Here is a 25,128-nt window from a genome sequence, read left to right as displayed (position 1 = left end):
GTAAATCGTACTAGGTCAGGTCTTTTCCCCATAGATAAGCCAAGTGTGGGTGACCAATTCGTCAAAATTGGTCACCCACACAAGTGTTATCTCAACGTCCTAGCTTTCGCTTTGTGACGATTGGATTAGCTCAAGGATCAACTTTCGTTCACCGTTGCATCGAGCCGAATGATTCCGTACGTCCAACCATGACGGCGATAGGCTGCACATGGTTGCATGGTTTCCGAATCGATGAACAGGTAGAACGGATGGCCAACCAACTCCATCTCGTATACCGCTTGGTCTACGGTCATCGGATGTGCTTCGTACAGTTTCTGGCGAAGCGTTACTGGAGAATCTCCAAGCTGCGTCTCCACTGCGACACCGGGCTCAGTTGGCACAGTTTCGTCCCTGGCAGTGGCCTCCTCCTCTTCTGCTTTCAAGCTTGCGAGCAAAGCCTCAATGTCAAGGCTGTGCCCATCGCGCTCCCATTTGTTATTTCCCTTATGGTGATTCTTTTGCCGTTCGTGCGCACGACGAAGCTGCTCAACAAGCTTTTGAGTTGCAAGATCAAGGGCGCCATAACGATCAGAAGCAGCAGCTTCTGCCCGCACTACTGGCCCTTTATCACGCACGGTGATTTCGATCTTCTCCGAAATCTCTGCTTGAGCTGGATTGGGTTCATGCGTGACTTCAACATCTACTCGTTGTGCACGCGGAGCGAACAACTCAATCTTTGCCAGCTTTTCTTCTACATGAGCACGGAACTTGTCGGAAACTTCAGCGTTTCGACCTTTTACTACAAATTCCACGGCGACCTCCTGATTTGGCCTGTCAACATGTGGGTTTGTCCCACGAGGATAAGGGAAACTCACCGAACCCGGCGAGCAACAAAGCGAGCATCACCCCCTTATCTTCTCCGACCTGCCATTTTCTATCATTGATGCCTCATGCCTGCCTTTTGCCTACGTGCTGCCTGGCTGCAAATTTCCAGCTCAGTTGCATATATCTAGTTCTGCGAAACTGACGTTCAATCACCGCCAATATTTCGCGACCAGCATTTACGCAAGCAACGTTTACGCAATCAACACCAACGAGAAAAGCTCACGTCACGAATTGTTTGAGTAACTCAACTATACCCGATTTTTTGCTCATATGTGACTTATGCCACCGGCGAAATTCGCGGGTCTACTGCCGCCGCGAGCGCAAATCCGCCGATCACGCGCCCGCCCGCGTTCCGCACTGCGCGAAACGCTGCGTCGAAAGTTGCACCGGTGGTCACGACGTCGTCTACCAAAATCACGTCCCAACCATGCAAACTCCGTGTTGCCTTGATCGAATTGCGCTTACGCGCTCGCCCACCGAAGGTTTCCACCGAATACGGTCGCTTGACACCTGCCAATGTGACAAAACCAGCCTTAAGGTTCGCCCATGGCAACGCCGCAGCTCGCCCGTCCCTCAACTTGGTTCCACGTTTCTTAAGCACCTCCTGGCAGGGCAAATCCAAAACTTCTGCCACTTCTTGCGCTAGATCGAGCACGATCATTTTCCCCTCGTGTTTGCGCCGCCACCGGGACGGAATCGGCACTACAGCCACGTATCGGCGCATATCCAGAGCAGGGAAAATATCGTGCACACTACTGCGTCTTATTAGACTGCGCAGACTCAACAGCCACACAGCGCGCATAGCGTGCGAAAGCCCTGAGGACTGCGTATTCTTCCAGGCCACAATCGCACGCGCAGGCGAACCTCGATAACTGAGCGGACACCATATAGGAAACAGACTCACGTCCGCGCCTCCTTGCGGATCCACCTGCTGTAAGAAAGGCGTACTGACATCAGCACGCCGCCACTGCGCCGTCATATCGCGCATGCAGCGCTCACACAGCGGCGTATCCCATGTGCCACAGGCAGCGCAGTATTGCGGGTAAATCATGTTGAATACGGCGTACATAAAATCTGTGAAGACGCTGCAATTCATCAGTGTAGAATTCATAGATCTAGTCTGGGCTATTACAAAAGCTACCGGAGCAAAGATTCAAAACCTGTGGAGGCGCTGCCCACTTCGCCAGACTGTGGAAAGCAGCAAAAGGAGATTCACAAGGAGTTTATCCTGGAAGCGCAGGAGATTTATATCCTTGCGCAAACAGCCGCCAAACACCCGAGAGATATTCGTAGAGCGTTCCCGAACGATCTAAAAGCACAATCGAATCGCGACCGCGACCCGCCGTCAGCTCCACCGCACCATCAATCGCCGTCACATGAGCAGAGGGGCCACCCACTTCAGCGATATACAAACCGTGCGTCGCCTGGTCAACACCTTTGGCCAGAACCGCGAACTTTAGCTCGCTAATCCATGCCACATCGACGATGTCTTTCAAACGTTGCACCACGTGAATCGGTTCGCCAAAACCGGTAGGAACGCCAGACATATCTCGCGCGATGGAGACGACGGAAGCGAGGTTAACGCCGTCGCGATCATAAACAATGATCATGCGCGTGCCCTCACGCGAAACATTAATCAAACGGATCTTCGAACTATCCACTTCTTCCAAATGCAGCTTAACCGAAGCTCCCGTGTTCGTATTAAAAGCGAGGAGATCTCCGCGAGAATCGGCTTCACCCGTCCATACCCACGAATAAGTGTCGTAACTCGGAGGAATGAGCTGCTGGCCAGAAGTTAATTGCGTGACTCGATTCCGAGCAAAATCCAGACTCTGCAGCTGAGTGTCGTTATTGGACAACGCAGCAGCGTATTGCACCTGATCAGAGTATGCAACGGCCAAATGATTTAGCCCCATTCCCCGCAAAGCATCCGATTGGCTGAGCAAACGTGGCTTGCCATCCACAATCTGCGCAGGAAGTCCATCAACTAACGCCGTCAGTGGCGCAGCAGCGAAAGGATATGCAGGCAAATCGAGTCGCGATCCCACGGCCAAGCTCGAACCACCAGAGGTCAACTCCACTTGCTGAACCAAACCAGTAGCCGTCAAAGTGCGGAAAAACTGAGTCTCAATAAGAGCGCGCTGCCCTTCAGACAGCGAAGCTACCGACGCCGATAGCTCAATGCGCGCAATCGAATCATCAACCGAAACCACAGCGTTATCCGCACTTAAATCAACAGGGATAGCACTGTGTACAGCGGGAGCCAGCCACGGCGATGGCCCCTTAACCAGACCTTTCACAAGCGAGGAAACAACCTGTTGGCGCGGATACCATCGCAGGTCTGGAACCAAGGCGATGTTATTCGGCGTCAAGAAATACAGGGGAGCTTTAACGTACAAAGAGGTGAATAGCGATTCGGGCATCGAAATACCATCGTCAAGAACAGCAATTCGCCACTCCCCCTCCTTGTTGCGCATCAACGTGAATTCATTCGAAATAATCGCATCTACCGGCGACGACGTATAGTGCCCCTCAGCGTCCAGAGAACCGAGCGCGCCAACCGAAACGCGAATCGCATCGGTAGCTGTGCTCGAATAATCCCTGCTCTCACTATCGGGATAGACCCGAACCGAGCTCATCGGATTCCATCGGGCAGCGGCTTCCGGAGTCAGGTATTGCCGGGCGACGACGAAGTCATCAGAATTTCCAACCGAGGAGGCACGCAAAAATCCTTCCACCAATTCCTCAGGTGATGCACCAGGTGTTGGCCCTTTCGGGTCGAGGATAATGCTGCCACCAGGGCGAACGGCGTCTTCGACGATATTGACTCCACCGCTGGTAGGCAAACTTCCTGTACACGCGCTCAAAACGACCGCGAGCAACGCAATAACCCCAATGAACTTACGATTCATGCGCATTCTCGCTTCGTTTCACTGAGGATTCTGGCGACGACGCAACATCCCGTGACGCCGCAACGTCCGGTGACGAGACGACGTCTGGCGACGACGCCGACAACGGTAGCGCTAAAGGCTCGCTTCCCGCGGACAGTTGAGCAGGCACCGACGTTTGCAGTGCAGAGACGTCGAAAACTGCCAGATCGTCAACGCCCAGATCATCCACACCGGGGTCAATCACCTCAGCTGGGAGAACCTGCACCGGTTCCGGAGCCCGCAATTCAATAGGTTTGATAAACGTCTGACCTGGAGTTTTCGGAAGAGTCAATAAGAACATTGACCCGACGCCCAGCTCACCGGCAGCTTCCAGCAAGCCACCGTGCAAGAGCGCGTCCTCACGTGCAATCGTCAACCCAAGCCCAGTTCCGCCGGTCTTACGGACGCGCGAACTATCCGCACGCCAAAAGCGATCAAAAACATGTATCGCCTGCTCTTGCGTTAAGCCCACGCCGTGATCGACGACGGCAACCGCAACCGCAGTTTCGCCCCCTTGTACGTGCACAGAAATCGGTGCCCCTTCGGCGTGCTCGAGCGCGTTAACGACCAGGTTGCGCACGATACGCTCCACTCGACGCGCCTCTACTTCAGCGACCGTTTCGCCGTCGGCAGTGAAAATGACGTCGACGTTATTGTCGTGCGCCAGAGGTTGGGCGATGTCAATAACGTGGTTAACGACGTCGCGCAAATCCGTTGGCTCAGTTGCGAGCGTCATGGCACCGGCGTCGTACCTAGAAATCTCCAGGAGATCGGTGAGCATCGAATCCAAATTGATCAGCTGCGCATGCTGCAACTCGGCGCTGCGCTTCAAAGAACTAGACAGCTCATCGCGCTTGTCGTAGATCAACTGTCCTGCCATACGAATCGTGGTCACTGGCGAGCGCAGCTCATGGGAGACGGCGGAAACGAAGTTAGTCTGCAACTCAGACATGCGTTCAAGGCGAGTGAACTGGTGTTCCAGCGAGGACGCCATTTGGTTGAAAGATAGTGCCAGATCAGCGAATTCGTCCGTACCCTTGACTTTCATGCGCGTGTCAAATTCGCCCTCAGAAAGCTGGCGAGCATTTTTCGACACTTCTTGAATCGGGCGCAAAAGCATACGCAGCACCAGCGCTGTAAAGAACAGGACCATTGCCAACATGGCAATTGCCGCGATGGCGAGCACTTTATTTGTGGTGGAGAGCAGCTCTTGCTGGCTCTCTAAAGAATAGACCGCATAAAGTTCGTAACTGCCCGAATTTGGGATCTGAATCGAGGTGCCAATAACAATGGCGGGAATATCGCTGCTTCCATCGCGCGGCACGGCAACTGACTGCCATGCAATTCTTCCCGTGCGGCTCACTTCGCTGCGCAGATCGCGCGAGATTAACAAACGCACTTTCGTAGCCGAGGCCGTAGCCGGTTCGATGATCTGCGCGGACGTGGGAGTCTGATCAGCGGTGCGCAATAACACCGCACCGATGAGTCCGCGCGATGGATCGTACATCGATGAAACGAGCTGGTTGGCGACTTGCTGCGCTTGCCCCGTCGTTGGAGAAGCTGAAGCCGAAAAACGTTCCTGGGCGATCCCCGCTTCGCTTGTAAACTGCTTGATACTCGACTGCGCAGCCTGATTGAACACTGCCGAACGGATCTGAGTGGTGATGACGATTGACGTCACGCCAACACTGACGATTCCGCCCACCAAAATGAACACAATGAGCCGTACACGCAGCGAAGAAGCCCAGGCAATTTGCAGTTGATCAATCGTATGGGAAAGGCGCTCAAAAATGCGGTAACCATTACTCGCATCTTGAGTAGATTCGGATTGTTCACGAAGCGACTCGGTCACTCCCGGCCAGCTCCAGCCCTATATCCGACGCCGCGAACCGTGAGTACTACTTCGGGGTTCTCCGGGTCTTTCTCGACCTTGGCGCGCAGGCGTTGAATGTGAACGTTCACGAGGCGGGTATCGGCTGAATGGCGGTAGCCCCACACGATCTCGAGCAGTTCATCTCGTGAAAATACCTGGAAGGGCTTGCGTGCGAGAACTGTGAGAAGTTCGAATTCGAGCGGGGTAAGATGCAAAATCTCCTCGCCGCGTTTTACTTCGTGAGCAGTGAGATCAATCGAAAGATCTGCCACGGTGATCACTTCCGACTCCGGCTCTTGACGTCGCAGGCGCGCTTTAACACGTGCGAGCAGGATTGAGTTATCGAAAGGTTTGGTGACGTAATCGTCTGCACCGGCTTCAAGACCTGCAATCACATCGACCGAATCCGTTTTGGCGCTCATCATAATGATTGGAACATCAGATTCTTCCCGTAGCTGATGGCACACCGAGACGCCGTCCAGACCAGGCAACATAACGTCAAGCAAAACAAGTTCCGGGCGTTCGGCTCGGAACAGCGGCAAAACATTCAGACCATTGGCACAGACCGTAACGTCATATCCTTCAGATTCGAGGAGGATGGCCACCATTTCGGAGATGCCAGGATCGTCATCAACAACAAGAATTCGCGCGTTCATATCTCTATGTTCTCATGATCAGCGAAAAAAAATCACGTACTGCGGATTTATTCTTGTATCACATGTACCACACCTGCTACTACCAGCTTCTAAAATGTTTATACGATATGTCAGTTTTACATACATGCGGACACAAAAACTGTCGGAGGCTTACGTTAAAATAAATAGTGAGTTCTAAACACTTAGGAGAAAACATGAACGAAAATGCCAACGACGTCCCAGCCAATGGCGGCTCAGACGACCACTCACCCACGTCGTGGCAGCCGAGTTATTCCAGCTCTGCGGCGGAAAATGTGACGCCTACTGGTGAAGGTACAACGCCCGTAGCCGGAAGCGCAATGCCGGCAGCCGGCACAAACGCACCAGCACAATACCCCTCATTCGGCTCCCAATACAGTAATCAAGGGCAATACAGCAATCAGGGGAACAGCACAGGGTATGAACAAAAAGGCCAGTTTGGCGTAGCCGATGCCCGTGCAACGCAGTTTTCTTCAGGGTGGAGAACAGTCATTCCGCTGCACCCGCTAAATGTGGGCGAAACACTTGATGCAGTATTTCGTCTCATCAAATTTAACCCAGTAGCTTTTATCGTGTTCCCGGTAATTCTGGGTTTTGTATTCTCAGTTTTGGGCGGTTTGATCTTTGCCGGCTTGGGAGAAACAACGATTTTCCATGAGCTCAACAATATTAGCTTCCAAAGTAGATCCACCCAAGCCAATATGCGCATCATAACCTCCGTGCTGTTTATCACCTTGGCTATTGGAGGTTTCCTTGCGCTTTTGGAGACCTCGATTGTGACTATTACGGGTGCACGAGTTTCACTCGCTTCGGTGCGCGGTAAGAAGCTCACTTTAGGTGAGACTTTCAAACTCGCTGGCTATAAATTCTGGCGAGCATTCTTCCGCATGCTCGTTGTATCAATAGTCCTCGGAATCATATTCGTTGTAGCATTTATCGTCTACGCCATTGCTTTTGGCGTGATTGTTGATGCCACCGTCCGGCCTTCACCTGACCTCGCACCTGGTGTTATTGTTGCGATGATCGTAGCATTCATCGTATTCGCATTAATTGCACTTTCATTCTCAATCCGATTAATGCTCACATCCCCAGCCATCGTTATTGAGGACATCGGGCCGTTCAAAGCAATCGCCCGCTCATGGAATCTCACTCGCGGCGCGTTTTGGCACATTCTCGGTCTGGTGGCAGTCACGATCTTCTTGGGCATCGCGATGACTATTATTTCAGTGATCGTCTTTGCTCTGTTTGGCATCAGTGGCGCACAATCCAACGGCTCCACGATCTCGCAGATATTATCGTCTATCATTTCTATCGTGATTAATTCGGCAGTGATTGTTCCTTTCACCTTGGCATTGACTAATACCGTGTATGTGAATATGAGGTTCCGCCGCGAGAACTTCCACCAGCAACTATTGATGGAAGCAACTGGTCGATGATTTTTGAGGTGCCGGCTGTACCTGATGCCGAGACGGCGAGAAAGCTCGCTGAAGAAGAACTTGCAAAGACCAAGTACAACAGTGGAGAGTCGCTCATTCAAGAGTTTCTCAACTGGTTAAACAAGATATTTTCCCGGACTCTTTCTGATGGTACTAATGGTTTGCAGATATCAGATTTCTTAATACTAGGGCTGATTTCAATTCTGCTAGCAGCGGTTATCTTCCTTGTGATTCGCTATATCCGCCGTTCACGTATTAAGGCAGCCGGCACCCTCACAGCGCACCAAAGCCAGCGTGCGCTTTTCGACGACGAACGCTCCTCAGCTCAGCTCTTTGCAGCTGCCGACGCCGCGCTCCAAAATCGCGACCTCAACCTCGCCGTCGTCGAACGCTTCCGCGGAGTCATTCGACATCTGGAAGAAAAACGCTACCTACGCATTAAACCTGGAATGACTGCAAGCGAAGCTGCACGTGACGCGAGCGCCATCCTCGACCATCAGCAGTTATTCTTTGAAAACGCCCAGTGGTTTAACAAAGTCTACTATGCCGACTTCGCTGCAACGAATGACGCAATAGCGTTGTCGTATCGGGTCATGGAGCTAGTCACTGCACTTCCCGTGCACAAAGATTCGCAAATTCGCACGGAGTTGGTGGCGCGATGAGTATCCAAAGCACACTTAACACCAGCACCACTAAAATCCGCTCGCGATCCGAGCATAAGGCTCGGCGCCTGCTCGTCACGGTCCTCGTTGTTGTAATGCTAGTTGCTTTTATTGCAAATATGCTGCTCACTTCCGCAAAAGATAATCGCCCTTACTCTCCTGACTCATATATGGAGAAAGGCTCAGCAGCACTAGCGACTCTGCTCAAAAACGAGGGCGTTGAGGTCGTACATGTAACGAGTCCCGAGCAGTTGCGCGACGTCGATTCCCGCACGACGGTACTAGTCACCAGCCCGACGTCGATGAGCGACGAAGACATTGCGACGATGGTTGATGCTGATGCTCGCATTATCGTAGTTGGCAACACCGATTTTATTGATCTCGAAGCTTGGGGATTCAACGGCAGCATCGGTCTGCGCTCCTCACGCAGTGTGGTAGCAGACTGCGAGAATCCAGCTGCGAAGATTGCCGACGAAATCGGACCAACCTCCGCAGGACTCAGTAATCCACCTGCACATTCTTGTTTCTTGTTAGGTAACGAAGCAGTCTGGGCAACATCAGCTTCCAATCCTAAGATTTCGTTCTTCGGCGCCCCAGATATTTTCACTAATAAGTACCTAGCCGAACGTGGGAATGCTGCGTTTGCAATGCACATTCTCGGTTCTCAACCCAAACTCTTCTGGATCGAAGGCTACACCGACTTTACTATTGGTGCGCAGGAAAAAGACACAACTGCGCTCCCCGATTGGCTTATCTACACCTCCATTGCTGCACTGCTGAGCGGATTGTGGCTCGTCGTCACTCGACTGCGACGCTTCGGAAAGCTCGTGCCAGAATCCATGCCCGTCGTCGTACCTTTTGGGGAAACTCAGGCCGGACGCGCGCGTCTCTACGCCCGCGGAAAAGACTATCCGTATGCTGCTTCGATCTTGCGAGCTGCAACGATTCAAGCAGCAGCATCACGTTACGGTTTGCACCGGTATTCCTCTCGCGACGACGTCGTCAGTGCTTTCGCTACGGCATCGCGCCTGAGCCCGCCACAACTTTCAGACCTGCTCTACACCAGAGAAGTCCGTTCGGAACGAGACTTACAGCGCTTGAGCGCCGATCTCAATGAATTGACAAAGGAAATCTCACATGACCGACCATCTGCCTGAACCCCCAGCTATGCAGCCCAATAATGAAAAACCAGGAGAACCCACGATTCATATGGACGCTAACACCACAAACATGAACGCTCATACCACAAACGACTCCGCAGCTGCGCAGACCACTGCCCCTGCCCCAGCCCCAGCCCCAAATGGCGAGCTTGCTCAGAAGTTTTCTGCCTTGCGCGCCGAGATCGGAAAGGCAGTAGTTGGCCAAGAAGAAGCCGTCTCAGCAATCTTGATTGCCCTGCTCGCTGATGGTCACGTGCTCCTTGAAGGCGTACCGGGAACCGCTAAAACGCTACTTGTGAAAGCACTGTCTACCGCACTCGCCTTTGACAACAAACGCATCCAGTTCACACCAGATCTCATGCCAGGCGACCTTACCGGATCCTTGATCTATTCGAGCCAGTCGGGTGAGTTCATTTTCCGCCCAGGCCCGGTGTTTACCAATATTTTGCTGGCAGACGAAGTAAACCGCACTCCACCCAAGACGCAAGCAGCGCTCTTGGAAGCAATGGCCGAGCATCAAGTCACGGTGGACGGCGAGCCGCGCGCACTCCCGACGCCATTTACCGTCGTCGCCACACAAAACCCAGTCGAATACGAGGGCACTTATTCCCTGCCAGAAGCACAACTTGACCGCTTCCTACTCAAAGTGGTGATGCCGCTTCCACCACGTGCTGTGGAAGTGGAGATGCTCAATCGTCACGCCCATAATTTCGATCCGGCGAATATTGCTTCAGCTGGTATTAAGGCCGTGGCAAGTATCGACGACGTGCTCGCGGCTCGCAAGCAGGTGCGCGCAGTTGAAGTGCACCCGGCAATCATCGATTACATCGTAGATTTGGTGCGAGCAACGCGCGAATCTCCGGCCATCAATCTTGGCGTTTCGCCACGTGGTGCGACCGCGCTTTTGGCGGTAGCCCGCGCTTGGGCTTGGTTGAATGGCCGCATGTTCGTCACTCCCGACGACGTCAAAGCACTTGCGATTCCAACTCTCTCTCATCGAATCGCCCTGCATGCTGACGCCGAACTCGACGGTCTCAACGCTGTGCAAGTTGTGTCGACGATCCTCAACACGGTTCCGGTGCCGCGCTGATGTATATTCGCTCTACGGCTTGGTATGCCTCGCTCTTTGGAATACTGATCGCTCTTTTGACCAGTAGCGTGAATGTGTTGCTTCTCTTTCATGGGTTGCTGCTTGTGCTGTGTTTGGCCGACGTGCTGTTCGCTCCGCCACCCAAGGCGCTCCTCGTTGAACGTGAAGCGAATGAGTCCACCAAGACTGGCGAATCCTGCACTGAGCGACTCATCTTGAGCAATGGCTACCGAAGCAGAATCCGCGGTTATATTCGCAATGCTTGGCCGCCGTCAGCTGGACTTTCGCCGGCAATGCACAGCTTTGCACTCGCACCATTGGAAAAGCAGATCGTTGAATCAACTTTTACCCCGCAGCGACGCGGCACTGTGAAATCTGAGCACGTCACAATTCGCACGATTGGCCCGCTCGGTTTGGCGGGCAGGCAAAAAGGCTTTATGAGCCAGTGGGATTTGCGCGTGCTGCCACCTTTCACTGCTCGCAAACACCTGCCATCACGCTTAGTTCGACTGCGCGAAATTGAGGGACGGGCGCTACTGCTCGTGCGTGGCCAAGGCACGGAATTCGATTCGCTGCGCGAGTATGTGGCAGGCGACGACGTTCGCGCCATTGACTGGCGTTCCTCAGCTCGCCTGGGTCACACGGTTGTGCGCACCTGGCGCCCCGAACGCGATCGACGAATCGTGATTGTGCTCGATAGTGGACGAGCTGGAGCGATGCGATACGGCGATTATCCCGCTTTCGATACGTTCATCGAAAGTTCACTACTCTTGAGTGCACTTGCAGCTCGCGCAGGTGATCGCGTGAGTCTATTTGCTCTCGACAACGCCGTACACGCACGTGTTTCTGCACGTGATAGTGCAAATATTATCAACCATTTTGCACAGTCGCTGGCCGATGTTGAGCCGACTCTCCACGCTACTGATTGGACGCTCGGCAAGCAGACCATCGACTCTTTGACGCATCAAAGTGCCTTGATCGTAGTGCTCACTTCTACTGGATTGAGCACGATTTCCGATGGATTATTCGACGTGCTGCCGCAAATTGCCCGCCGTCATCGAGTAGTCATTGGGACGATCTCTCAAGGAACTGATCCAGGTAGCAGTACTAGTGCAGGTATTGCAGGTGCAACTGGAGGCGTGCACCGGATTGATGGCGATGCCTCGGCACATTTACCAGCCCATAGCGTTGTGCACGCAGATGAGTCCGATGCACATGCCGTGCCAGAAACGATCTTTGAAAAAACGAGCCGCGCACGCACGTCATTGGAAAACGCTGCAATTTTACAAGAATTGAAACGGCTTGGAGCCGTGGTGGTTACAGGCTCGCCCGAAACACTCGCGCCGCAGCTTGCTGACTGCTATATCGATCTCAAAGCTCGGGGGCGACTCTAGCATAGTCCTTTGAACTGCGGTTTTAGCTGTGGCTCTTGGCGGTTCCTTGACGCACAGGAAGTATGCAATTATTAGCTATATGCGATTGACCAGCCGACTTCTTTTTGAGATTGGTCTGCGCTAAGCCCCCGCTTGGAAGCACGACGCCCGAAGAAAATTACCCATGCCCAAAAGCCCAAGAGAGCAATCGAACCAATGGCAATTTTCACTCCCCAGGGCAATTGTGAGGGCGTCACGAAGCCTTCGATCAAACCCGAGATAAACAGCACGAGAATAAGCCCAAAACCAACCATCATCGTTTGGCGACCCTCTTTAGCGAGTGCTTCGGTGCGAGGTCGGCGCCCAGGGTTTACCCACGCCCAGAATATTTTCAACCCCGCGGCTCCTGCCACGAAAATTGCACAGAGCTCAAGCTGCCCGTGTGGAAGAATTAGCTGGAAAAACTCACTAATTGAACCGTAATGGTAGAGAACAGCACCGGATTGACCCACCTGTGTTGAATTTTGGAATAGCACTATTAGCGGGAAGAAACCCGTTACGCCACCAGCAACGCATTGCAGGGCGATCCACGCGTTATTCGTCCAGACCATAGCAGCAAAGTCCGAATTGGAGTACTCAACGTAGTAGGCCTGGAATGCCTTATTAGCGTAATTATTGAGTTCTCGCTCCGTTCCTACGTTTGCCAAAAGATCTGGATTCACAATGAATGTGACGAGCACAGCCGTAAAGAGTGCCACGCAAGCCAGCGAAACTACCGCACTCCACCAGCGAATGCGGTAAAAAGCCAATGGGAGAGTTACCGTGAGCAAAGTCGTGATCGCTTTGATCGGTGAAAAAGTGGTGCCCGTCAGCCGCGAGCGCGCTCGCCCCAAGATCGCCGACAGTTTCAAAATGAGATCAGGATCAGGCGCATGTGCACGCACAACAGCTAAATCACCAGCTGTTTTCTGATAGAGCTGCGCAAACTCATCGCTTTCTGAACCACTGAGGACGCGTCGTCGTGAGAGATAATCAAGGCGATCCCACGATTCTTGGTGAGTTTTGGCAAATGCTAATGAATCCACTCCTCCACTTTGCCATATTTTGTGCCACAAAGGCCAGATTTTCACCTCTGACGTGCCGCTGATCCGCGTTCCTTCCCGCGTAGCCGTCTCGTTCCCGCATTCCTTCCCATCTCCTACCCGCGTCCTACCCGCATTCCTTCCCGCGTCCTCGCCGTCCCCTTCCCGTCTCCTACCCGCGTAGTAGCCACCCATAACCCGTCCCCTTACCCGCCGGCGCATTTTTCTGGGTAAACTGAATGCATGCGCAGAAATAACACCAGTTCGGAGCTCCTTAAGAAACAGGGTTACTTTGGGGAAGAGATCATCACTGGTGAAGCAGTTGCCTTAGAGATGCCATCCGCCACCGTCGTCACCCGCCTTGCGTCGGCCGCGATTGATGCGCTCACCTATGGCATCTGCATGTTCTACTGCGTGTATGAATTGAACTTGTGGTCAGCGTCAATGACGCCCGCAACAACGCGCACGCTCACGATCTTAATAGTCGCCCTGTGGATGTGGATTATCCCTGCTCTCTTGTGTGGATTGACTCGTGGCGCTTCGCTGGGACGCTTAGCAACGGGCACTCGAGTAGTTCGTTTCGACGGCGGTTCGCTCACTTTGCGTCAATCGTTTATTCGTAGCGCAGTAAGCGTAGTTGAAGGCTGGTTTTGCGGCTATACAATCGCGTTTTTCGTCATGCTGTTCAATAATCGCGCGCAACGTTTGGGCGATATGTTGGCGGGTACTTATGTGGTGCGTTGGCCCAAAGGTAGGAAAACTGAGCATAAATTTGGGATTTCCCCTCGGCTAATGGCTTGGGCAGAAGTTGTGCAAACCCGTGAAGCGCCTGGTGGCCTCATTCTCAACATATCGAATCATTTCCGGTCGCGATCAAAATTAGATCCGCGCGCACGAGCCGAGCAAGCTCGGGTACTCGCAGCAGCAGCCGAAAATTACGTAGCACCACCGCCACCGTGGGGAACTGATCCTGAAGAATTCATTGCCGCATTTGTGACCGTGCGTCACCACGTGGAGTACACGCGCGGTAATGTAATTCGCCAGCGACGAGCCAGGCTTTCTGATTCCCTGTCGAAAATCCCATTCTCTGTGCAGCAATAATCTAAGCGCACGGCAATAAGAAGCAGTAATAGGCGCGGAAATAACGGCTGCCGTCAATCGTGCAGTTCGTCCTGGGGTGGAATCGCGCTCAATGCAGTTTGCGATTCAGCTTGCTCATGAACAGCGCTATCTGCACTCTGAGCTGCCCCTCCCTCAACAACGGTAAATTTAGGACGCGGATGCGGCGCCCGATTGAGATCTACTGCTGGCCGCACTACTTCACGACGTGCAGGTTGAGGTGGAGGAACATCTTTTTTCGACGCCGCCCGAATAGCGTCTGCTAAGGCTGTGAGATCGTCGGTGGACGGCGGCACAGGTTCAAAATCCGTTATGAGCCGCACTAACTGCCACCCCATCGGCACAGTGACCGACAGCGCATGATCGGCACACAGATCAAAAGCACCAGGCTGTGGAGTTGGCGCGAGTGGTCCAACCACGGTTGTAGCATCGCGATAACTGTACGTCATAGTCGCAACTGCAGGTTCTTTGCAGTTTCTTCGTGAACAATGACGGATGTGACTCATAATTCGTAACATAGCACCACGCAGTGGCTTTTTCGAAGAACTCAGCCTGTGTTGCCCTCTTATAATCACATTTTGTGCTCATTACCGCATCGGCTTTCCACCTTTGCCGCACCAGCACTGCTTCTCCAATCGAGAAATTGGATACGATAGTTTCGTGGACCTAATCAATATCCCCTCGCGCAGCAACGCGAAACGACGCGACCGGCACGGCCGTGGCTTTCGCGGACCTGTGATACCGCCGTCGGCACCTGCGTGGCGCACCCGTGCGGATATTTTTGACGACGTCATCGCTTGGGATATTGGTACATACCACCGCCACCTTGGCAAGAAGCTTGAGCGCTACGATTTTGCCGTGTTAGACGTTCCGCAAAACGATCCTGCACCGTGGGAAGACGGCGTTCCGCTCGGTCGTATTCTACCCTTTGAGCGACCTGCAAAAATACGAGCACGCATCCTGTTTTATCGCATGCCGATTCTCGAGGCAGCACGCAAAGAGCCGCATCCGCGCCTGTTCATTCACCAAGTAGTGACCAACCATATCGCTACGGCGCTGGGTAAAGATCCCGAAGAGATCGATTACCTCTTCAATTAACGTGAGGATTCAACTGCGTTACGGCAGGTCTGCCGCAATTATTCGCTTTGCCCGATATTCGCTTAGCCCGAGGCGCGCCAACCCCTAGTTTTGGTCAGATGCAGCGCCTAGTTTTGCGTGGCGATACGAACGGAACTCGAATCGAAAGTATTCGACGTCAGCGGTATCCAATCGATCCCCGGCGCCCCGTTGAGATCTACGTAGGCTGCAATCGAAGCGTAAACCGGATCGGCCGATTCCACAGTCACATATGCAGTACCACCTGGCAAAGAAATAGCAGTCATCGCGGCAACGTTGACGTCCTGCGAATCGATCCGGGCGCCGTCGTCTTTATATGCCGTCCAGGTGATGGAGGTAGACTTATTAGCTGTGATCATCAGCTTGCCATTGGCAAAGCCAAGAGCTGCTCCACCATTGTTAAACGGGAGCTGGGTTGCGAGCCACGAGCCATCGGTTTCCCCTGAGTCGGTCGTGTACGTGAGGTTGACACCTGCGGAAATCTCGCCGTCGGCCTCCACGATCAGCGAATAGCTACCAGCCTTTAAGCCGTCCAAGGTGAGATCCAATACCGCCTCCGGCGCAACAGTCACGCCCTCGCCACCTGGTAATGGATTGACTTCTCCTTGAGCGTTGACGGTCTTGATATTGACTTTCCGCACCGATTTTTCGGCATTCACGAGCCTTATTTCACCTTTAACGTGCGGATCGACCAATTCAGATTGGTTTGCTAACCGAGAATCAGCAACGGCATCCGGACCCGATTTGCCAGGTGGCAGGTACAAGCCGCTAATGAATACACTTCGCGCCGCGACGCCGGGCTTGAGGAAGTCCACACCTTTCGGTTTGTATCCATCGAGCTGCGAAGATTGCAGCGATGCAGTGAATTTCCCAGAGTCTGTGCTCAGATGCAAAGCAATCCGTGGATCGGCTGGAATGAGTCCGTCGAGGCTGAGACTCTTCGTCGTTCCAGGAGCCACATTAATGTATTTATTTGCGCCTAATTCGGCTCGCCCAACGGACGTGTAGGCTTCTACATTCACTTGAATCGGGTGCGTGCCAGGGTTGGCAATGGCGAGCCGATTTGATGTGCCAAGCTTCGTATTTGAGCCCACGAGCCACAAAGAATTTTGTGCCCATTGGCAGGGGTTCGATGCAAGCCCGCGCAAATCACCTGCTTGTGCCCGGTGCATTGAGGTACCCATGAGATCGCCAATTTCTTCGTTGGCGCGTTCGATGAGCACTGAACCATTGAGCGCACGCGCACCTAAGGTATTGACGGGGATTTGCGCCGGAGCCAGCAAATTCTTTGCAAAAGCGATGGGCTGTGCACCAAACGATTTCCACGTGAGTTCAGGGATCGGATCCGTGGCAATATTGGGCTGGTACATCATTCCTGCCCAGCCCGCTACCTGCTGATCGACATTCCCGATATTGGTTCCGCCTTTAATGGCAGGGTGAAGACCATCTGTGCAAGCCAAGGCCTGCGTGCCGCCTCGCGGTGCCACTAGCTCCGCGCTTTTCGCTGTGTGTTTGATTTCAGGTGCGTTTAAGGCCGCGAGCGCTAGCCCACTCATCGCCGCTATCACCACCAGCATGCTTGCCAAAGTACGCAGTTTAATAGTTGGCCGGCGCCGCCTTGTGCGAGAAATTTGGTGAGTTTGAGCAGCTGTTTTTGCGAAATTTTGCTCGCCGTCTTGAACAGTTATCTCATCGTGAGAAGAAACAACTGGCTCGAGCTGCACGCTATCGCGTTCTATCGGATTTTCATCACTCATAATTTCTCACCACCTAAGCTTCTTGGTTGGGCACTGCCATTACTCACTGCGATTCTGCGCGTTCAGGACGCAAAGGTAGCGCCACGACCAGCCCAATCGCCGCCACAGCCAATTGAATAATCAGGAGCAGAGTTGAGATGCGGTCTTCGTGTATAATGCGCAGCTGACCAACCGTCCCGGCAGGAACACTCCATGCCTGCGCCCAATCTCCCGGTTTTGTTTCCAGTTCCACGCCATCTACCTCAGCTTTCCAGCCAGACGACGCGCGCTCGGCTAGCACTAACGTGCTCGCTTTCGCCACCGAAATTTCCGTTTTCGCACCATAACGCTGCGCTGGAACTGTGGTGACCACACCGCCGTCGTCGGTAATTAAACGCAACGCAGCCGTACTTGCGTGAGGATTATCCGCCACCGAAACTCGCCAGAATTCGCCTGTTTCGTTTTCGGTGACCCGCTCCAAGCCCGGTACGGCGTTGAGGTAGGAGATCAATTTAGCGCGCTCCCCTCGCACCGCTTGTGCCGACGCCGGAGGCACCAGTACCACCGAAATCGCGTGTTCGCCGAGTTTCGGTGCAACATCACGCGAACCTGCGGTGATATTTGCGATGATCTGTTTGAGATCAGTCGTGGCCCGATCGTCTATATCGGGGTGCTGATCAGCGATCGTGCGTTCGATGAGCGGGTCTGGACGGCCGCCAACGCCGGAAATGGCACGGCCTATGGGCATCTCGTGCATCTGCATGCCGTCCATCCGCCAGATTTGGGCGTCAATTCCATTCGGACGGGCCTCTAGGGCAAGCACGCGAGAGCTCTCGTCTGAGTCGCGATTATTTTGTGCTAGTGCCGGCACGATCTGCGCGGGCGCCGAACCGAGTACAGGGTCCGCTGTAACTTGAATATGCGTCCACTGCACCACAATCGCCATAATTGCCAGCGGCACACCGAGCATCGAGAGAAATCCCAGCAGGTGGGCAAGACCAAAAGAGCGTTGGCGAAGAGTCGATTTTAAGCCGTGGGCGCCCATCACAATGGCCGCAACTATTCCAAGCCAGCACAAGGAGAGTCCGATGCCAGGCCAAGCGTGCACCGGCGTCATGCCATCATTAGTAAAAATGCTGGATATCGTAACGTAACTTGCTCCGATAGCGAGCGCCATGCCACCTAAAGCCACGAGCCATGCACCGCGGATTCTCAGCCAGTATTGGTTACGCAGGCAGGCTAAAATTGCTACGCACACGATCACGAGCAGCGGGATAAACAGCAGCGCATCCCACCCGTGCCATGCAAAATTGTGGGTCACAAAACCAAAAAGGATCCGACTCGGCTGGGCGTTTGTGGCGATATGCGAATTTGGTGAGCTAAAGAGCGCTGGCAGCCAATAGGACGGATTCAGTGCCACGAAGCGCAGCAGCGGCAGCAGAGCTGCAAGGCTTGGCATAGGCAGCCACAGCCAAATAAGGCGGCGAGTGATGATAAGACCAAGAGCTGCAACGATGAGCGTCAATACGAGTAGGATTGGCGCCGCCGCACTGAGAGCAGCTGCTAAAAGAGCCGCACAGCCGAGCGTGCCAGGCACTTTGCGCCACGCACCGATGATTGCCCAGATAGTCAGTGGCATTAGTGCGTGGGCGATAACTACATCAACGTGACCAGTAGCGTGGGCTTCGAGCAATGGCGGTGCCACAATCCAAAGCAACGCAGCAATATAGCGCACGATCCACGACTTCGTGAATCGCCCGGCGAGCAGATACATACCTAACGCACCGATCAGGAATGCCACGTACATCGTGACGGTGATGAGCTGCCCTAACGTGATCCCAAATGGCGCAACGAGCAGCAATACCGGCAAATACATTGCCCACAGCGCATCAATGGGTACTGAATAGCCGTCTCCGGAAGCGAGCCAAGACTCGCGCATTGCGTCCCACAGCTGCTGGCCGGTGGAGTGGTCTGGCAAGAGACCGCCACCGACGAGCACACCGTCGGAAATATAGGGAAGATTAAATAGCAATGCCACTAAAAGCGCAGATAAGAGCGTTGCTATGCCGCCTTTGCGGGTATACAAGCGCAAGCTCGCCTGCGCTTGGCGAGTCAGTGGATCTGGCAGTGCGAAGAGTTTTACTGCTTCGGAGCGGGACTTCTTCGTTTCGCGTTTGACGGCGCGAATTGTGGAGGAAGTCGCTTCCAATTGCTCAATGCCTGCGGCGTTACCGCCAAGACGCGCTAAGGCGCCCCTGGCTCGACGCACATGTGTGAAGGAGGTGAGAATATCCCAGCCTGCTCTCAATTCACCGCGGGCGCGCACAAAGTCGCGAAAAGCGAGTCGAATCAAAGCGCGTGGTATTGCCAAACATACATAGCCCAACCAGGCGATAAACACCTGCCAACGGGGCATGGTGAGTAAACTGTTGAAGATCTGAGCACGACGACGTGCAGCAAAGCTAGACTCAGTGCCCTGGGAGCGCGAGTGCGCGGCTCGCGAACTGGATTCATCAGTGTACGAGCCAGAATCCGCAGCTTTCGCTGGCTGCGAGCCAGAATCGGCGGCTTCCGCGGAGCGCAGTTCGTGCCGACTCGAAAGCGACAGCCGCGCATGGCGTATTTGCGCAGCTGGAGCAACTACCACGCGATAGCCAGCTGCTCGAATACGCCGGGAAAATTCCAAGCCATCACCAAAGGGGCCGAGGAATGGATCAAAGCCGCCCAGCTCATGGTACAGATCAGCTCGCACGAGCATGCCAGCCGTACCAATACCCAGTACGTCTTCGCGCGAGTCGTACTGGCCTTGATCTCGCTCGCCGTCGTCAATTTCAGGAACTCGGCGGGCACTGCGCGTGGCATTAATTCCCACTTCGAGCAACTCTCGTGTTCCATCAAAGTCTGAATCCCACGAGATTTGTTTTGGGCCAATCGCTCCAATTCGCGTCGAGGTCTCGCCTTTGCGCAGGAGGACGTCGAGGGCGTCCGCGTTTGGGGCGCTATCGGCATGGAGGAGCCAGTACCAGTTTCGTTCGTTCTGTCGCGACTGTGCGTTATGTTGAGATTGTTCGTTTGGCTGGGTTTGCGCGTTTTGTTGTGTTTCTTCGCTCGTGAGTGTGGATTCAGACGACGGCGTTTCGCTTACCGTAGCCACATCACCACTGTTGTTTTCCTTGCTTGCACCAACACGCTGGAGAACACGTGCGACACTTTCACCGAAGTTCCGTGCGCCTGCACTATCAACAAAACTCAGTCGCTCACGCGCAAAACTTGCAGTTATTACGCCTCGTTCCAAAAGAGCATCAACATCTAGGGCGGAACTGGCCAAGGAGCTGTGCGGACGAGCTACATATATATGCTCAGGGGTGCAGGTCTGCTCACACACTGCTCGCAGAGTTTGAGACAGATATTCATCGTCTTGCCCATGAGAAACAATGATTGCAAGAACGTTTTCGCGCAGGATCAGGTGTTCAGCACTTGCTGCGGCCACGAAAACTATCGACTTCCGCCTCGAGCGATCTTGCGTTCACGCGACATCCGCTTGCGGTCATTATCAGATGTGCCGCCCCAAATACCGTGTCGGATGTCGTTGGTGACGGCGTAATCCAAACATTCAGCACGCACCGAGCAACTGTTGCATACAGACGTCGCTGGAGCGGTGGAACCACCCTTTTCTGGGTAGAAAATATCAGGATCAGTTTGAGCGCACAGCGCATCTTCCATCCATGAAAGATCTGCTAGGCCGCTCGTTCCATAGCCTAGGTTGAAAATCCCTTGCATGAGGCTCTGTGCAACTTGCGCGTCAAGGCCAGCCGAGTCGGCCGTGCGTTTACGGCTGTCGGAAGCATCGTGCAACATAGATTCGCCCCTTCTGAGATTTCTTTTACTATGTAAATTACACGCGTGTTATACACCAAAAGTCAAGACGATAAGGCAAACTGCACTATTTCATTTTTGGCGTGGAAAATGGAAGCGGTTTTATGCTACGGACCGTCATTTATTCCCTTTGCATCTCAAAAACGCCTATGCGAGATCGAACACCTTATACGCTGCGCATATATGAGATAAATATGGAAGCATAGAGGTATGAAAAATCCTTTGGAGCTTTACCATTCCCTGATCTCATCTGGCACAAACCCAGCCCTTATTTGGTATGGAGACTATGCCCGTATCGAGCTCTCTGGCAAAGTTTGCGCCAACCACATCGCCAAAATCGCGAATTTCCTCTCCGAAGAATGTGAGGTTGTTCCCACAACTCGTGTGCTGCTCGATCTTCCTGCCCATTGGAAGAGCGTGATGTGGACGCTCTCCGCCCTGATCTGCGGAGCTGAGGTTATTTTTATCGGCGAATACGACGAGCAGGAACAACGCAAAGCTCTTATCGAAACTGGGCGCGACGACGTCGTCATCACCTCTGATCCGCACCGCGTAGCGCAAGATTACGACGGCGATTTCCTCGTTGCGCTGACGCTGTCCGATTTAGCTTTGAGCTGGGATGGCGACGAACTCCCAGCGCCAGTTTACGATGGTGCCGCCGAAGTGCTCGGTTATGCCGACGCGCTGCTCGTGGACGCAGATTCGAGCGAATCAAATTATCGTGAACTGCGCTGCAACTCCGGCGACAGACAAGGGCTGCAGCGAGAGGGCGTTTTTCCCGACGACGGTTCTCACCGAGCTATAGTAGTGCCTCATCCCAGTGCTGTTGATGCGTTTTTTGCCAGCTACAGCTGCTTTTCTCGGTCAATCACACTAGTGACCGTCGCCCGAAAAGATGCCGACGTGCAGACCATCGCAAGCGAAGAAAAGGCACAAATTCTCAATTTTTGAGCAAATACACTCGCAATACGGCGCATAGTCAGGTACAAATAAAGGTATGCGAGGAATTATTTTGGCCGGCGGTTCCGGCACACGTTTACATCCGATCACTCTCGGCACGTCGAAGCAGCTCGTTCCGGTGTACGACAAGCCTATGATCTACTACCCGATGACTACCCTCATGCTTGCGGGTATCCAAGATATTCTGGTGATCACTACACCGCACGATCTTGATCAGTTCCAGCGCCTTTTGGGCAACGGATCACAGCTGGGCGTTAACCTCTCCTACACCGTGCAGGAGGAGCCGAATGGGCTCGCTCAAGCCTTCGTGCTTGGTGCCTCGCACATTGGGAATGAACCAGCGGCTCTGGTATTGGGCGATAATATTTTCTATGGTCACGGTATGGGCACGAAGTTACGCCGGCATGTTAATCCCGACGGCGGTGCGGTATTTGCCTACCACGTGATGGATCCTGAGCGCTATGGCGTGGTGGAGTTTGACGAGGACTTCCGCGCGCTGTCGATCGAGGAAAAGCCGGCTAAGCCGAAGTCCAACTACGCCGTGCCTGGTCTGTACTTCTACGATAACGACGTTGTGGAGATCGCTAAGAATCTTAAGCCATCGGCTCGCGGCGAATACGAGATTACAGACGTGAATAAGGTATATCTCGAGGCTGGCAAGCTGGCAGTGGAAGTTTTGCCACGTGGCACAGCCTGGCTCGACACCGGCACATTTGATTCACTGGCCGACGCAACCGCATTTGTCCGCACTGTTGAAGCACGTCAAGGCCTAAAGATCGGCTGCCCTGAGGAAGTCGCATGGCGCATGGGCTTCTTGAACGACGACGAACTGGCCGAGCGCGCCGAACCACTGCGCAAATCTGGCTATGGCGAATACCTCATGCAGGTTCTCGCTCAAGGTAAGTGATCCGATAACGCCACATTGACGTGGAACTACTTGTACTGGTGGGCGGCCAGAATTGGCCGCCCACCAAAGGATTTTTATGACCACTACGAATTCACATCCACACATTTGGGCAGTTGTTATCACTTATCACCCAGATTCTTTGACGCACAAGCTCATTGGCACTCTGAGCAAGCAGGTTGACGCATGCGTCGTTGTTGACAATGGTTCAACTGCACAAGAGTGTGCAGATTTGCGTTTAGCTACTGAAAACTGTGGCGCCCAGCTGGTTGAGCTGCACGAGAATTTTGGAATCGCCTACGCACAGAACATCGGAATCCAAATCGCGCTCGAAGCTGGTGCTACCCACGTGCTCTTATCCGATCAGGATTCGCTTCCAGAATCAGATATGGTTGTGAAACTGTGCGAAGCGATGGATGAAACTGGAGCGATCGCCGTCGGCCCCTATATTCGGGACGAGAACGATGGCGGGGACGAACTCGTCTACATGGATCGAAAATGGGGTCCGCGCCGCGCCACCAAGGCTGAACTCAAAGAACGCTATGTGGAGCCGGCGTTTTTGCTCGCTTCTGGGTGTTTGATTGACGCCCGCTGCTTCGAAGCGGTGGGCACGATGAAGAGCGAATACTTTATCGACCATGTGGATTTGGAGTGGTGTTTACGCGCCCGAGCGACAGGTGGGAAACTCGCCGTCACCACTGCTACTACGCTTGCACACTCACTGGGTGATCGCACAGCTACTGTGCCATTTCGCGCGCAGCCAGTGCATGTGCACTCCCCAATCCGGAACTATTACCTCACTCGCAATACTATCTTGCTATGCAAATCCGGACTTTTGAATAAGCATTGGATCGCCGGCTACCTGCTGTGGCTTATAAAATATGTGGGCTTCAACCTCGTTTGCGCCCCGCAGCGGCGCAAACGAGCAGTATTCATTGCGCGCGGCCTCATTCACGGAATTCTCAACCGAACCGGGAAGTACTGAGCCTTTGAGCGTTTGATGCCAGTGAGGATTTTAGGCACTGTTTGGACGCGCAATATTTGGTTGGGCGATATTTGAGCATTTAAGGCGCTATGCACAGGCACGCTGCCAGCATTTAGGCAACGAGCTGCACTAACCAGCGCACCGTCTTAACCTGCAATCCAGCCAGCCAGTCGGTTTAGACCAGTAGCAAGATCAACCTGTGAGGTGAAGCCCAGCAAATCGCGTGCTAGTGCAGGATCAGCCCATGCATGGCGCACGTCGCCATGACGCCACTGCCCAGTAACAACCGGTTCAGGAGCACCGTAATAGTCGGCAATGATCTGAGCAGCCTCTGCAATGGTTGTATAGCGTCCAGAGCCGATGTCAATCGGATGCGAAGGCACAGACTCCACTTCGAGAGCGGTAATGCACGCATCACGCACGTCGTCGATATTTACAAAATCTCGGCGCACATCGCCGTCCTCGTACAGCTGGATCTGCTGACCTGCCTGCGCGATCTTGGAGAAGATCGACATAATTCCGGTATAAGGGTTATCCGGAGTTTGGCCAACTCCATAGACGTTTTGCAGGCGCAAAATAACTACTTCCGAGCCAAAAGCATCGCACCAAATCTTAATCAAATCTTCTTGTGCGCTCTTCGTAACGCCATAAACAGACTCTGGGCGACGCTCAACACATTCGCCGTTCATCGCCACTGGCTCAGCATGAGCGAAATCCCATTGCTGGGCTTCAAACATTGCTTTTGTGCGCATCCCTGGGTAAAAGAGTTCCCCAGATTTATCGCCTTCAACGTAGCGCCAAGCACCTTCACCGTAGACAGCACGCGAGGAACACAACACGAAACGGTTTGGTACAACGCTATGGCGAGTGAATGCATCGAGCATTGCGGAGGTGCCGACGACGTTCACAGAGGTGTGTCGCGTCGAATACTCCAGCGACTGTCCGGTTCCCGTTTCCGCAGCAAGATGCACGACGACGTCTGGCGCGCCGTATTGATCCAAGAGACGATCCCAACCGTCGTCGTCACGAATATCTTGCACGAGGAGTTCCACGCGGGAGTCAAAACCATATGCAGGTTCTTGAGTTGGGTGAACTTGTGGCAGAAGGTTGTCTACAGCTACCACGCGCGAATAGTGATCAGCAAGGTATGTGGATAGTGCAGCTCCAATAAATCCCGCACCGCCCGTCACGAGCGCATAGCCAACACTATTCATTGTTCACAACTCTCTTTCTTTCAGAAAAACCTGTATCAGTATACCAAGCAACTTAATTAAATCGTGAAACATTG

At 53.5% G+C, this 25,128-nt stretch carries 21 protein-coding genes; 10 read left to right on the top strand and 11 right to left on the bottom strand.

The window, feature by feature from the left end:
• Positions 1-137: 137 nt before the first annotated feature.
• From hpf to mtrA, 5 genes are all read right to left on the bottom strand, one after another.
• Positions 138-791, bottom strand: a complete 654-nt coding sequence (gene hpf, locus JOD55_RS03690; protein ID WP_204398762.1) for a ribosome hibernation-promoting factor, HPF/YfiA family — start codon at positions 789-791, stop codon at positions 138-140.
• A 350-nt stretch (positions 792-1,141) separates the two neighbouring features.
• Complete coding sequence (locus JOD55_RS03685) at positions 1,142-1,975, bottom strand: ComF family protein (protein WP_204398761.1); 834 nt, start codon at positions 1,973-1,975, stop codon at positions 1,142-1,144.
• 112 nt (positions 1,976-2,087) lie between these two features.
• A complete protein-coding gene (locus tag JOD55_RS03680; RefSeq protein WP_204398760.1) occupies positions 2,088-3,776 on the bottom strand; it encodes an LpqB family beta-propeller domain-containing protein in 1,689 nt (562 codons plus the stop codon).
• Positions 3,766-5,646, bottom strand: a complete 1,881-nt coding sequence (mtrB, locus tag JOD55_RS03675; RefSeq protein WP_204398759.1) for an MtrAB system histidine kinase MtrB — start codon at positions 5,644-5,646, stop codon at positions 3,766-3,768. The genes JOD55_RS03680 and mtrB overlap by 11 nt, the downstream gene beginning before the upstream one ends.
• Positions 5,643-6,323 (bottom strand): MtrAB system response regulator MtrA, encoded by a 681-nt coding sequence (gene mtrA, locus JOD55_RS03670; RefSeq protein WP_204398758.1) that lies wholly within the window; start codon positions 6,321-6,323, stop codon positions 5,643-5,645. The genes mtrB and mtrA overlap by 4 nt, the downstream gene beginning before the upstream one ends.
• Positions 6,324-6,517: 194 nt before the next feature.
• Between mtrA and JOD55_RS03665 the strand changes: the two genes are divergently transcribed.
• From JOD55_RS03665 to JOD55_RS03645, 5 genes are read left to right on the top strand one after another with little or no spacing between them, the layout of a single operon-like run.
• Positions 6,518-7,777 (top strand): glycerophosphoryl diester phosphodiesterase membrane domain-containing protein, encoded by a 1,260-nt coding sequence (locus tag JOD55_RS03665; RefSeq protein WP_204398757.1) that lies wholly within the window; start codon positions 6,518-6,520, stop codon positions 7,775-7,777.
• On the top strand, positions 7,774-8,439 hold the full coding sequence (locus JOD55_RS03660; RefSeq protein ID WP_204398756.1) for a DUF4129 domain-containing protein: 666 nt from the start codon (positions 7,774-7,776) through the stop codon (positions 8,437-8,439). The genes JOD55_RS03665 and JOD55_RS03660 overlap by 4 nt, the downstream gene beginning before the upstream one ends.
• The gene (locus JOD55_RS03655; protein ID WP_204398755.1) at positions 8,436-9,596 is read left to right on the top strand and encodes a DUF4350 domain-containing protein; all 1,161 of its coding nucleotides are present in this window, start codon (positions 8,436-8,438) and stop codon (positions 9,594-9,596) included. Before JOD55_RS03660 ends, JOD55_RS03655 begins: the two co-directional genes overlap by 4 nt.
• Positions 9,577-10,689 (top strand): AAA family ATPase, encoded by a 1,113-nt coding sequence (locus tag JOD55_RS03650; protein WP_239538960.1) that lies wholly within the window; start codon positions 9,577-9,579, stop codon positions 10,687-10,689. The genes JOD55_RS03655 and JOD55_RS03650 overlap by 20 nt, the downstream gene beginning before the upstream one ends.
• Positions 10,689-12,083, top strand: a complete 1,395-nt coding sequence (locus JOD55_RS03645) for a DUF58 domain-containing protein (protein ID WP_204398754.1) — start codon at positions 10,689-10,691, stop codon at positions 12,081-12,083. Before JOD55_RS03650 ends, JOD55_RS03645 begins: the two co-directional genes overlap by 1 nt.
• Positions 12,084-12,154: 71 nt before the next feature.
• Here JOD55_RS03645 and JOD55_RS03640 read toward each other — a convergent pair whose 3' ends face one another.
• Positions 12,155-13,147: a stage II sporulation protein M gene (locus JOD55_RS03640; protein ID WP_204398753.1), complete on the bottom strand. Its 993-nt coding sequence runs from the start codon at positions 13,145-13,147 to the stop codon at positions 12,155-12,157.
• A 240-nt stretch (positions 13,148-13,387) separates the two neighbouring features.
• Between JOD55_RS03640 and JOD55_RS03635 the strand changes: the two genes are divergently transcribed.
• A complete protein-coding gene (locus JOD55_RS03635) occupies positions 13,388-14,245 on the top strand; it encodes an RDD family protein (RefSeq protein ID WP_204398752.1) in 858 nt (285 codons plus the stop codon).
• A 53-nt stretch (positions 14,246-14,298) separates the two neighbouring features.
• On the opposite strand, the gene JOD55_RS03630 is transcribed toward JOD55_RS03635, so the two are convergent.
• On the bottom strand, positions 14,299-14,712 hold the full coding sequence (locus tag JOD55_RS03630; RefSeq protein WP_239538958.1) for a DUF3499 family protein: 414 nt from the start codon (positions 14,710-14,712) through the stop codon (positions 14,299-14,301).
• A gap of 211 nt (positions 14,713-14,923) precedes the next feature.
• Between JOD55_RS03630 and JOD55_RS03625 the strand changes: the two genes are divergently transcribed.
• Positions 14,924-15,361, top strand: coding sequence for a metallopeptidase family protein (locus tag JOD55_RS03625; protein ID WP_239538957.1), 438 nt, complete (start codon positions 14,924-14,926; stop codon positions 15,359-15,361).
• Positions 15,362-15,468: 107 nt separating this feature from the next.
• Here the strand turns inward: JOD55_RS03625 and JOD55_RS03620 are convergent, their stop codons facing one another.
• Genes JOD55_RS03620 through JOD55_RS03610 form a run of 3 tightly spaced genes read right to left on the bottom strand, consistent with a single transcriptional unit; the run spans position 15,469 to position 20,895 of the window.
• The gene (locus JOD55_RS03620) at positions 15,469-17,136 is read right to left on the bottom strand and encodes a DUF5719 family protein (RefSeq protein WP_204398750.1); all 1,668 of its coding nucleotides are present in this window, start codon (positions 17,134-17,136) and stop codon (positions 15,469-15,471) included.
• Positions 17,137-17,179: 43 nt separating this feature from the next.
• Complete coding sequence (locus tag JOD55_RS03615; protein ID WP_204398749.1) at positions 17,180-20,605, bottom strand: glycosyltransferase; 3,426 nt, start codon at positions 20,603-20,605, stop codon at positions 17,180-17,182.
• Between the two features lie 5 nt (positions 20,606-20,610).
• Positions 20,611-20,895: a WhiB family transcriptional regulator gene (locus JOD55_RS03610; protein WP_204399698.1), complete on the bottom strand. Its 285-nt coding sequence runs from the start codon at positions 20,893-20,895 to the stop codon at positions 20,611-20,613.
• 306 nt (positions 20,896-21,201) lie between these two features.
• Here JOD55_RS03610 and JOD55_RS03605 point away from each other — a divergent pair, with 306 nt between their 5' ends.
• The 3 genes from JOD55_RS03605 (at position 21,202) to JOD55_RS03595 (ending at position 23,840) form a co-directional block, all read left to right on the top strand.
• Entirely contained in the window at positions 21,202-21,942 is a 741-nt protein-coding gene (locus JOD55_RS03605) for a TIGR03089 family protein (protein ID WP_204398748.1), read from the top strand.
• Between the two features lie 46 nt (positions 21,943-21,988).
• Positions 21,989-22,858, top strand: a complete 870-nt coding sequence (gene rfbA / locus JOD55_RS03600) for a glucose-1-phosphate thymidylyltransferase RfbA (protein WP_204398747.1) — start codon at positions 21,989-21,991, stop codon at positions 22,856-22,858.
• A gap of 76 nt (positions 22,859-22,934) precedes the next feature.
• Positions 22,935-23,840 carry a glycosyltransferase family 2 protein gene (locus tag JOD55_RS03595; RefSeq protein WP_204398745.1) on the top strand — a complete coding sequence of 302 codons (906 nt, stop codon included), beginning with the start codon at positions 22,935-22,937 and terminating at the stop codon, positions 23,838-23,840.
• Positions 23,841-23,986: 146 nt separating this feature from the next.
• Here the strand turns inward: JOD55_RS03595 and JOD55_RS03590 are convergent, their stop codons facing one another.
• Positions 23,987-25,054: an NAD-dependent epimerase/dehydratase family protein gene (locus tag JOD55_RS03590; protein ID WP_204398743.1), complete on the bottom strand. Its 1,068-nt coding sequence runs from the start codon at positions 25,052-25,054 to the stop codon at positions 23,987-23,989.
• Positions 25,055-25,128 lie beyond the last annotated feature (74 nt).

The organism is Arcanobacterium pluranimalium (assembly GCF_016907845.1).
Taxonomy (GTDB): Bacteria; Actinomycetota; Actinomycetes; order Actinomycetales; family Actinomycetaceae; genus Arcanobacterium_A; species Arcanobacterium_A pluranimalium.
The sequence above is the reverse complement of the archived record's forward strand: the minus strand, read 5'-3'. Positions and strand labels throughout refer to the sequence as shown.

What these genes read in the sequence shown, in the direction of transcription:
- JOD55_RS03685 (WP_204398761.1), bottom strand. Translation starts at nt 1,975, where the DNA reads ATGAATTCTACACTGATGAATTGCAGCGTCTTCACAGATTTTATGTAC.
- JOD55_RS03680 (WP_204398760.1), bottom strand. Translation starts at nt 3,776, where the DNA reads ATGAATCGTAAGTTCATTGGGGTTATTGCGTTGCTCGCGGTCGTTTTG.
- mtrA (WP_204398758.1), bottom strand. Translation starts at nt 6,323, where the DNA reads ATGAACGCGCGAATTCTTGTTGTTGATGACGATCCTGGCATCTCCGAA.
- JOD55_RS03665 (WP_204398757.1), top strand. Translation starts at nt 6,518, where the DNA reads ATGAACGAAAATGCCAACGACGTCCCAGCCAATGGCGGCTCAGACGAC.
- JOD55_RS03660 (WP_204398756.1), top strand. Translation starts at nt 7,774, where the DNA reads ATGATTTTTGAGGTGCCGGCTGTACCTGATGCCGAGACGGCGAGAAAG.
- JOD55_RS03655 (WP_204398755.1), top strand. Translation starts at nt 8,436, where the DNA reads ATGAGTATCCAAAGCACACTTAACACCAGCACCACTAAAATCCGCTCG.
- JOD55_RS03650 (WP_239538960.1), top strand. Translation starts at nt 9,577, where the DNA reads ATGACCGACCATCTGCCTGAACCCCCAGCTATGCAGCCCAATAATGAA.
- JOD55_RS03645 (WP_204398754.1), top strand. Translation starts at nt 10,689, where the DNA reads ATGTATATTCGCTCTACGGCTTGGTATGCCTCGCTCTTTGGAATACTG.
- JOD55_RS03635 (WP_204398752.1), top strand. Translation starts at nt 13,388, where the DNA reads ATGCGCAGAAATAACACCAGTTCGGAGCTCCTTAAGAAACAGGGTTAC.
- JOD55_RS03630 (WP_239538958.1), bottom strand. Translation starts at nt 14,712, where the DNA reads ATGACGTACAGTTATCGCGATGCTACAACCGTGGTTGGACCACTCGCG.
- JOD55_RS03620 (WP_204398750.1), bottom strand. Translation starts at nt 17,136, where the DNA reads ATGAGTGATGAAAATCCGATAGAACGCGATAGCGTGCAGCTCGAGCCA.
- JOD55_RS03610 (WP_204399698.1), bottom strand. Translation starts at nt 20,895, where the DNA reads ATGCAAGGGATTTTCAACCTAGGCTATGGAACGAGCGGCCTAGCAGAT.
- JOD55_RS03605 (WP_204398748.1), top strand. Translation starts at nt 21,202, where the DNA reads ATGAAAAATCCTTTGGAGCTTTACCATTCCCTGATCTCATCTGGCACA.
- rfbA (WP_204398747.1), top strand. Translation starts at nt 21,989, where the DNA reads ATGCGAGGAATTATTTTGGCCGGCGGTTCCGGCACACGTTTACATCCG.
- JOD55_RS03595 (WP_204398745.1), top strand. Translation starts at nt 22,935, where the DNA reads ATGACCACTACGAATTCACATCCACACATTTGGGCAGTTGTTATCACT.
- JOD55_RS03590 (WP_204398743.1), bottom strand. Translation starts at nt 25,054, where the DNA reads ATGAATAGTGTTGGCTATGCGCTCGTGACGGGCGGTGCGGGATTTATT.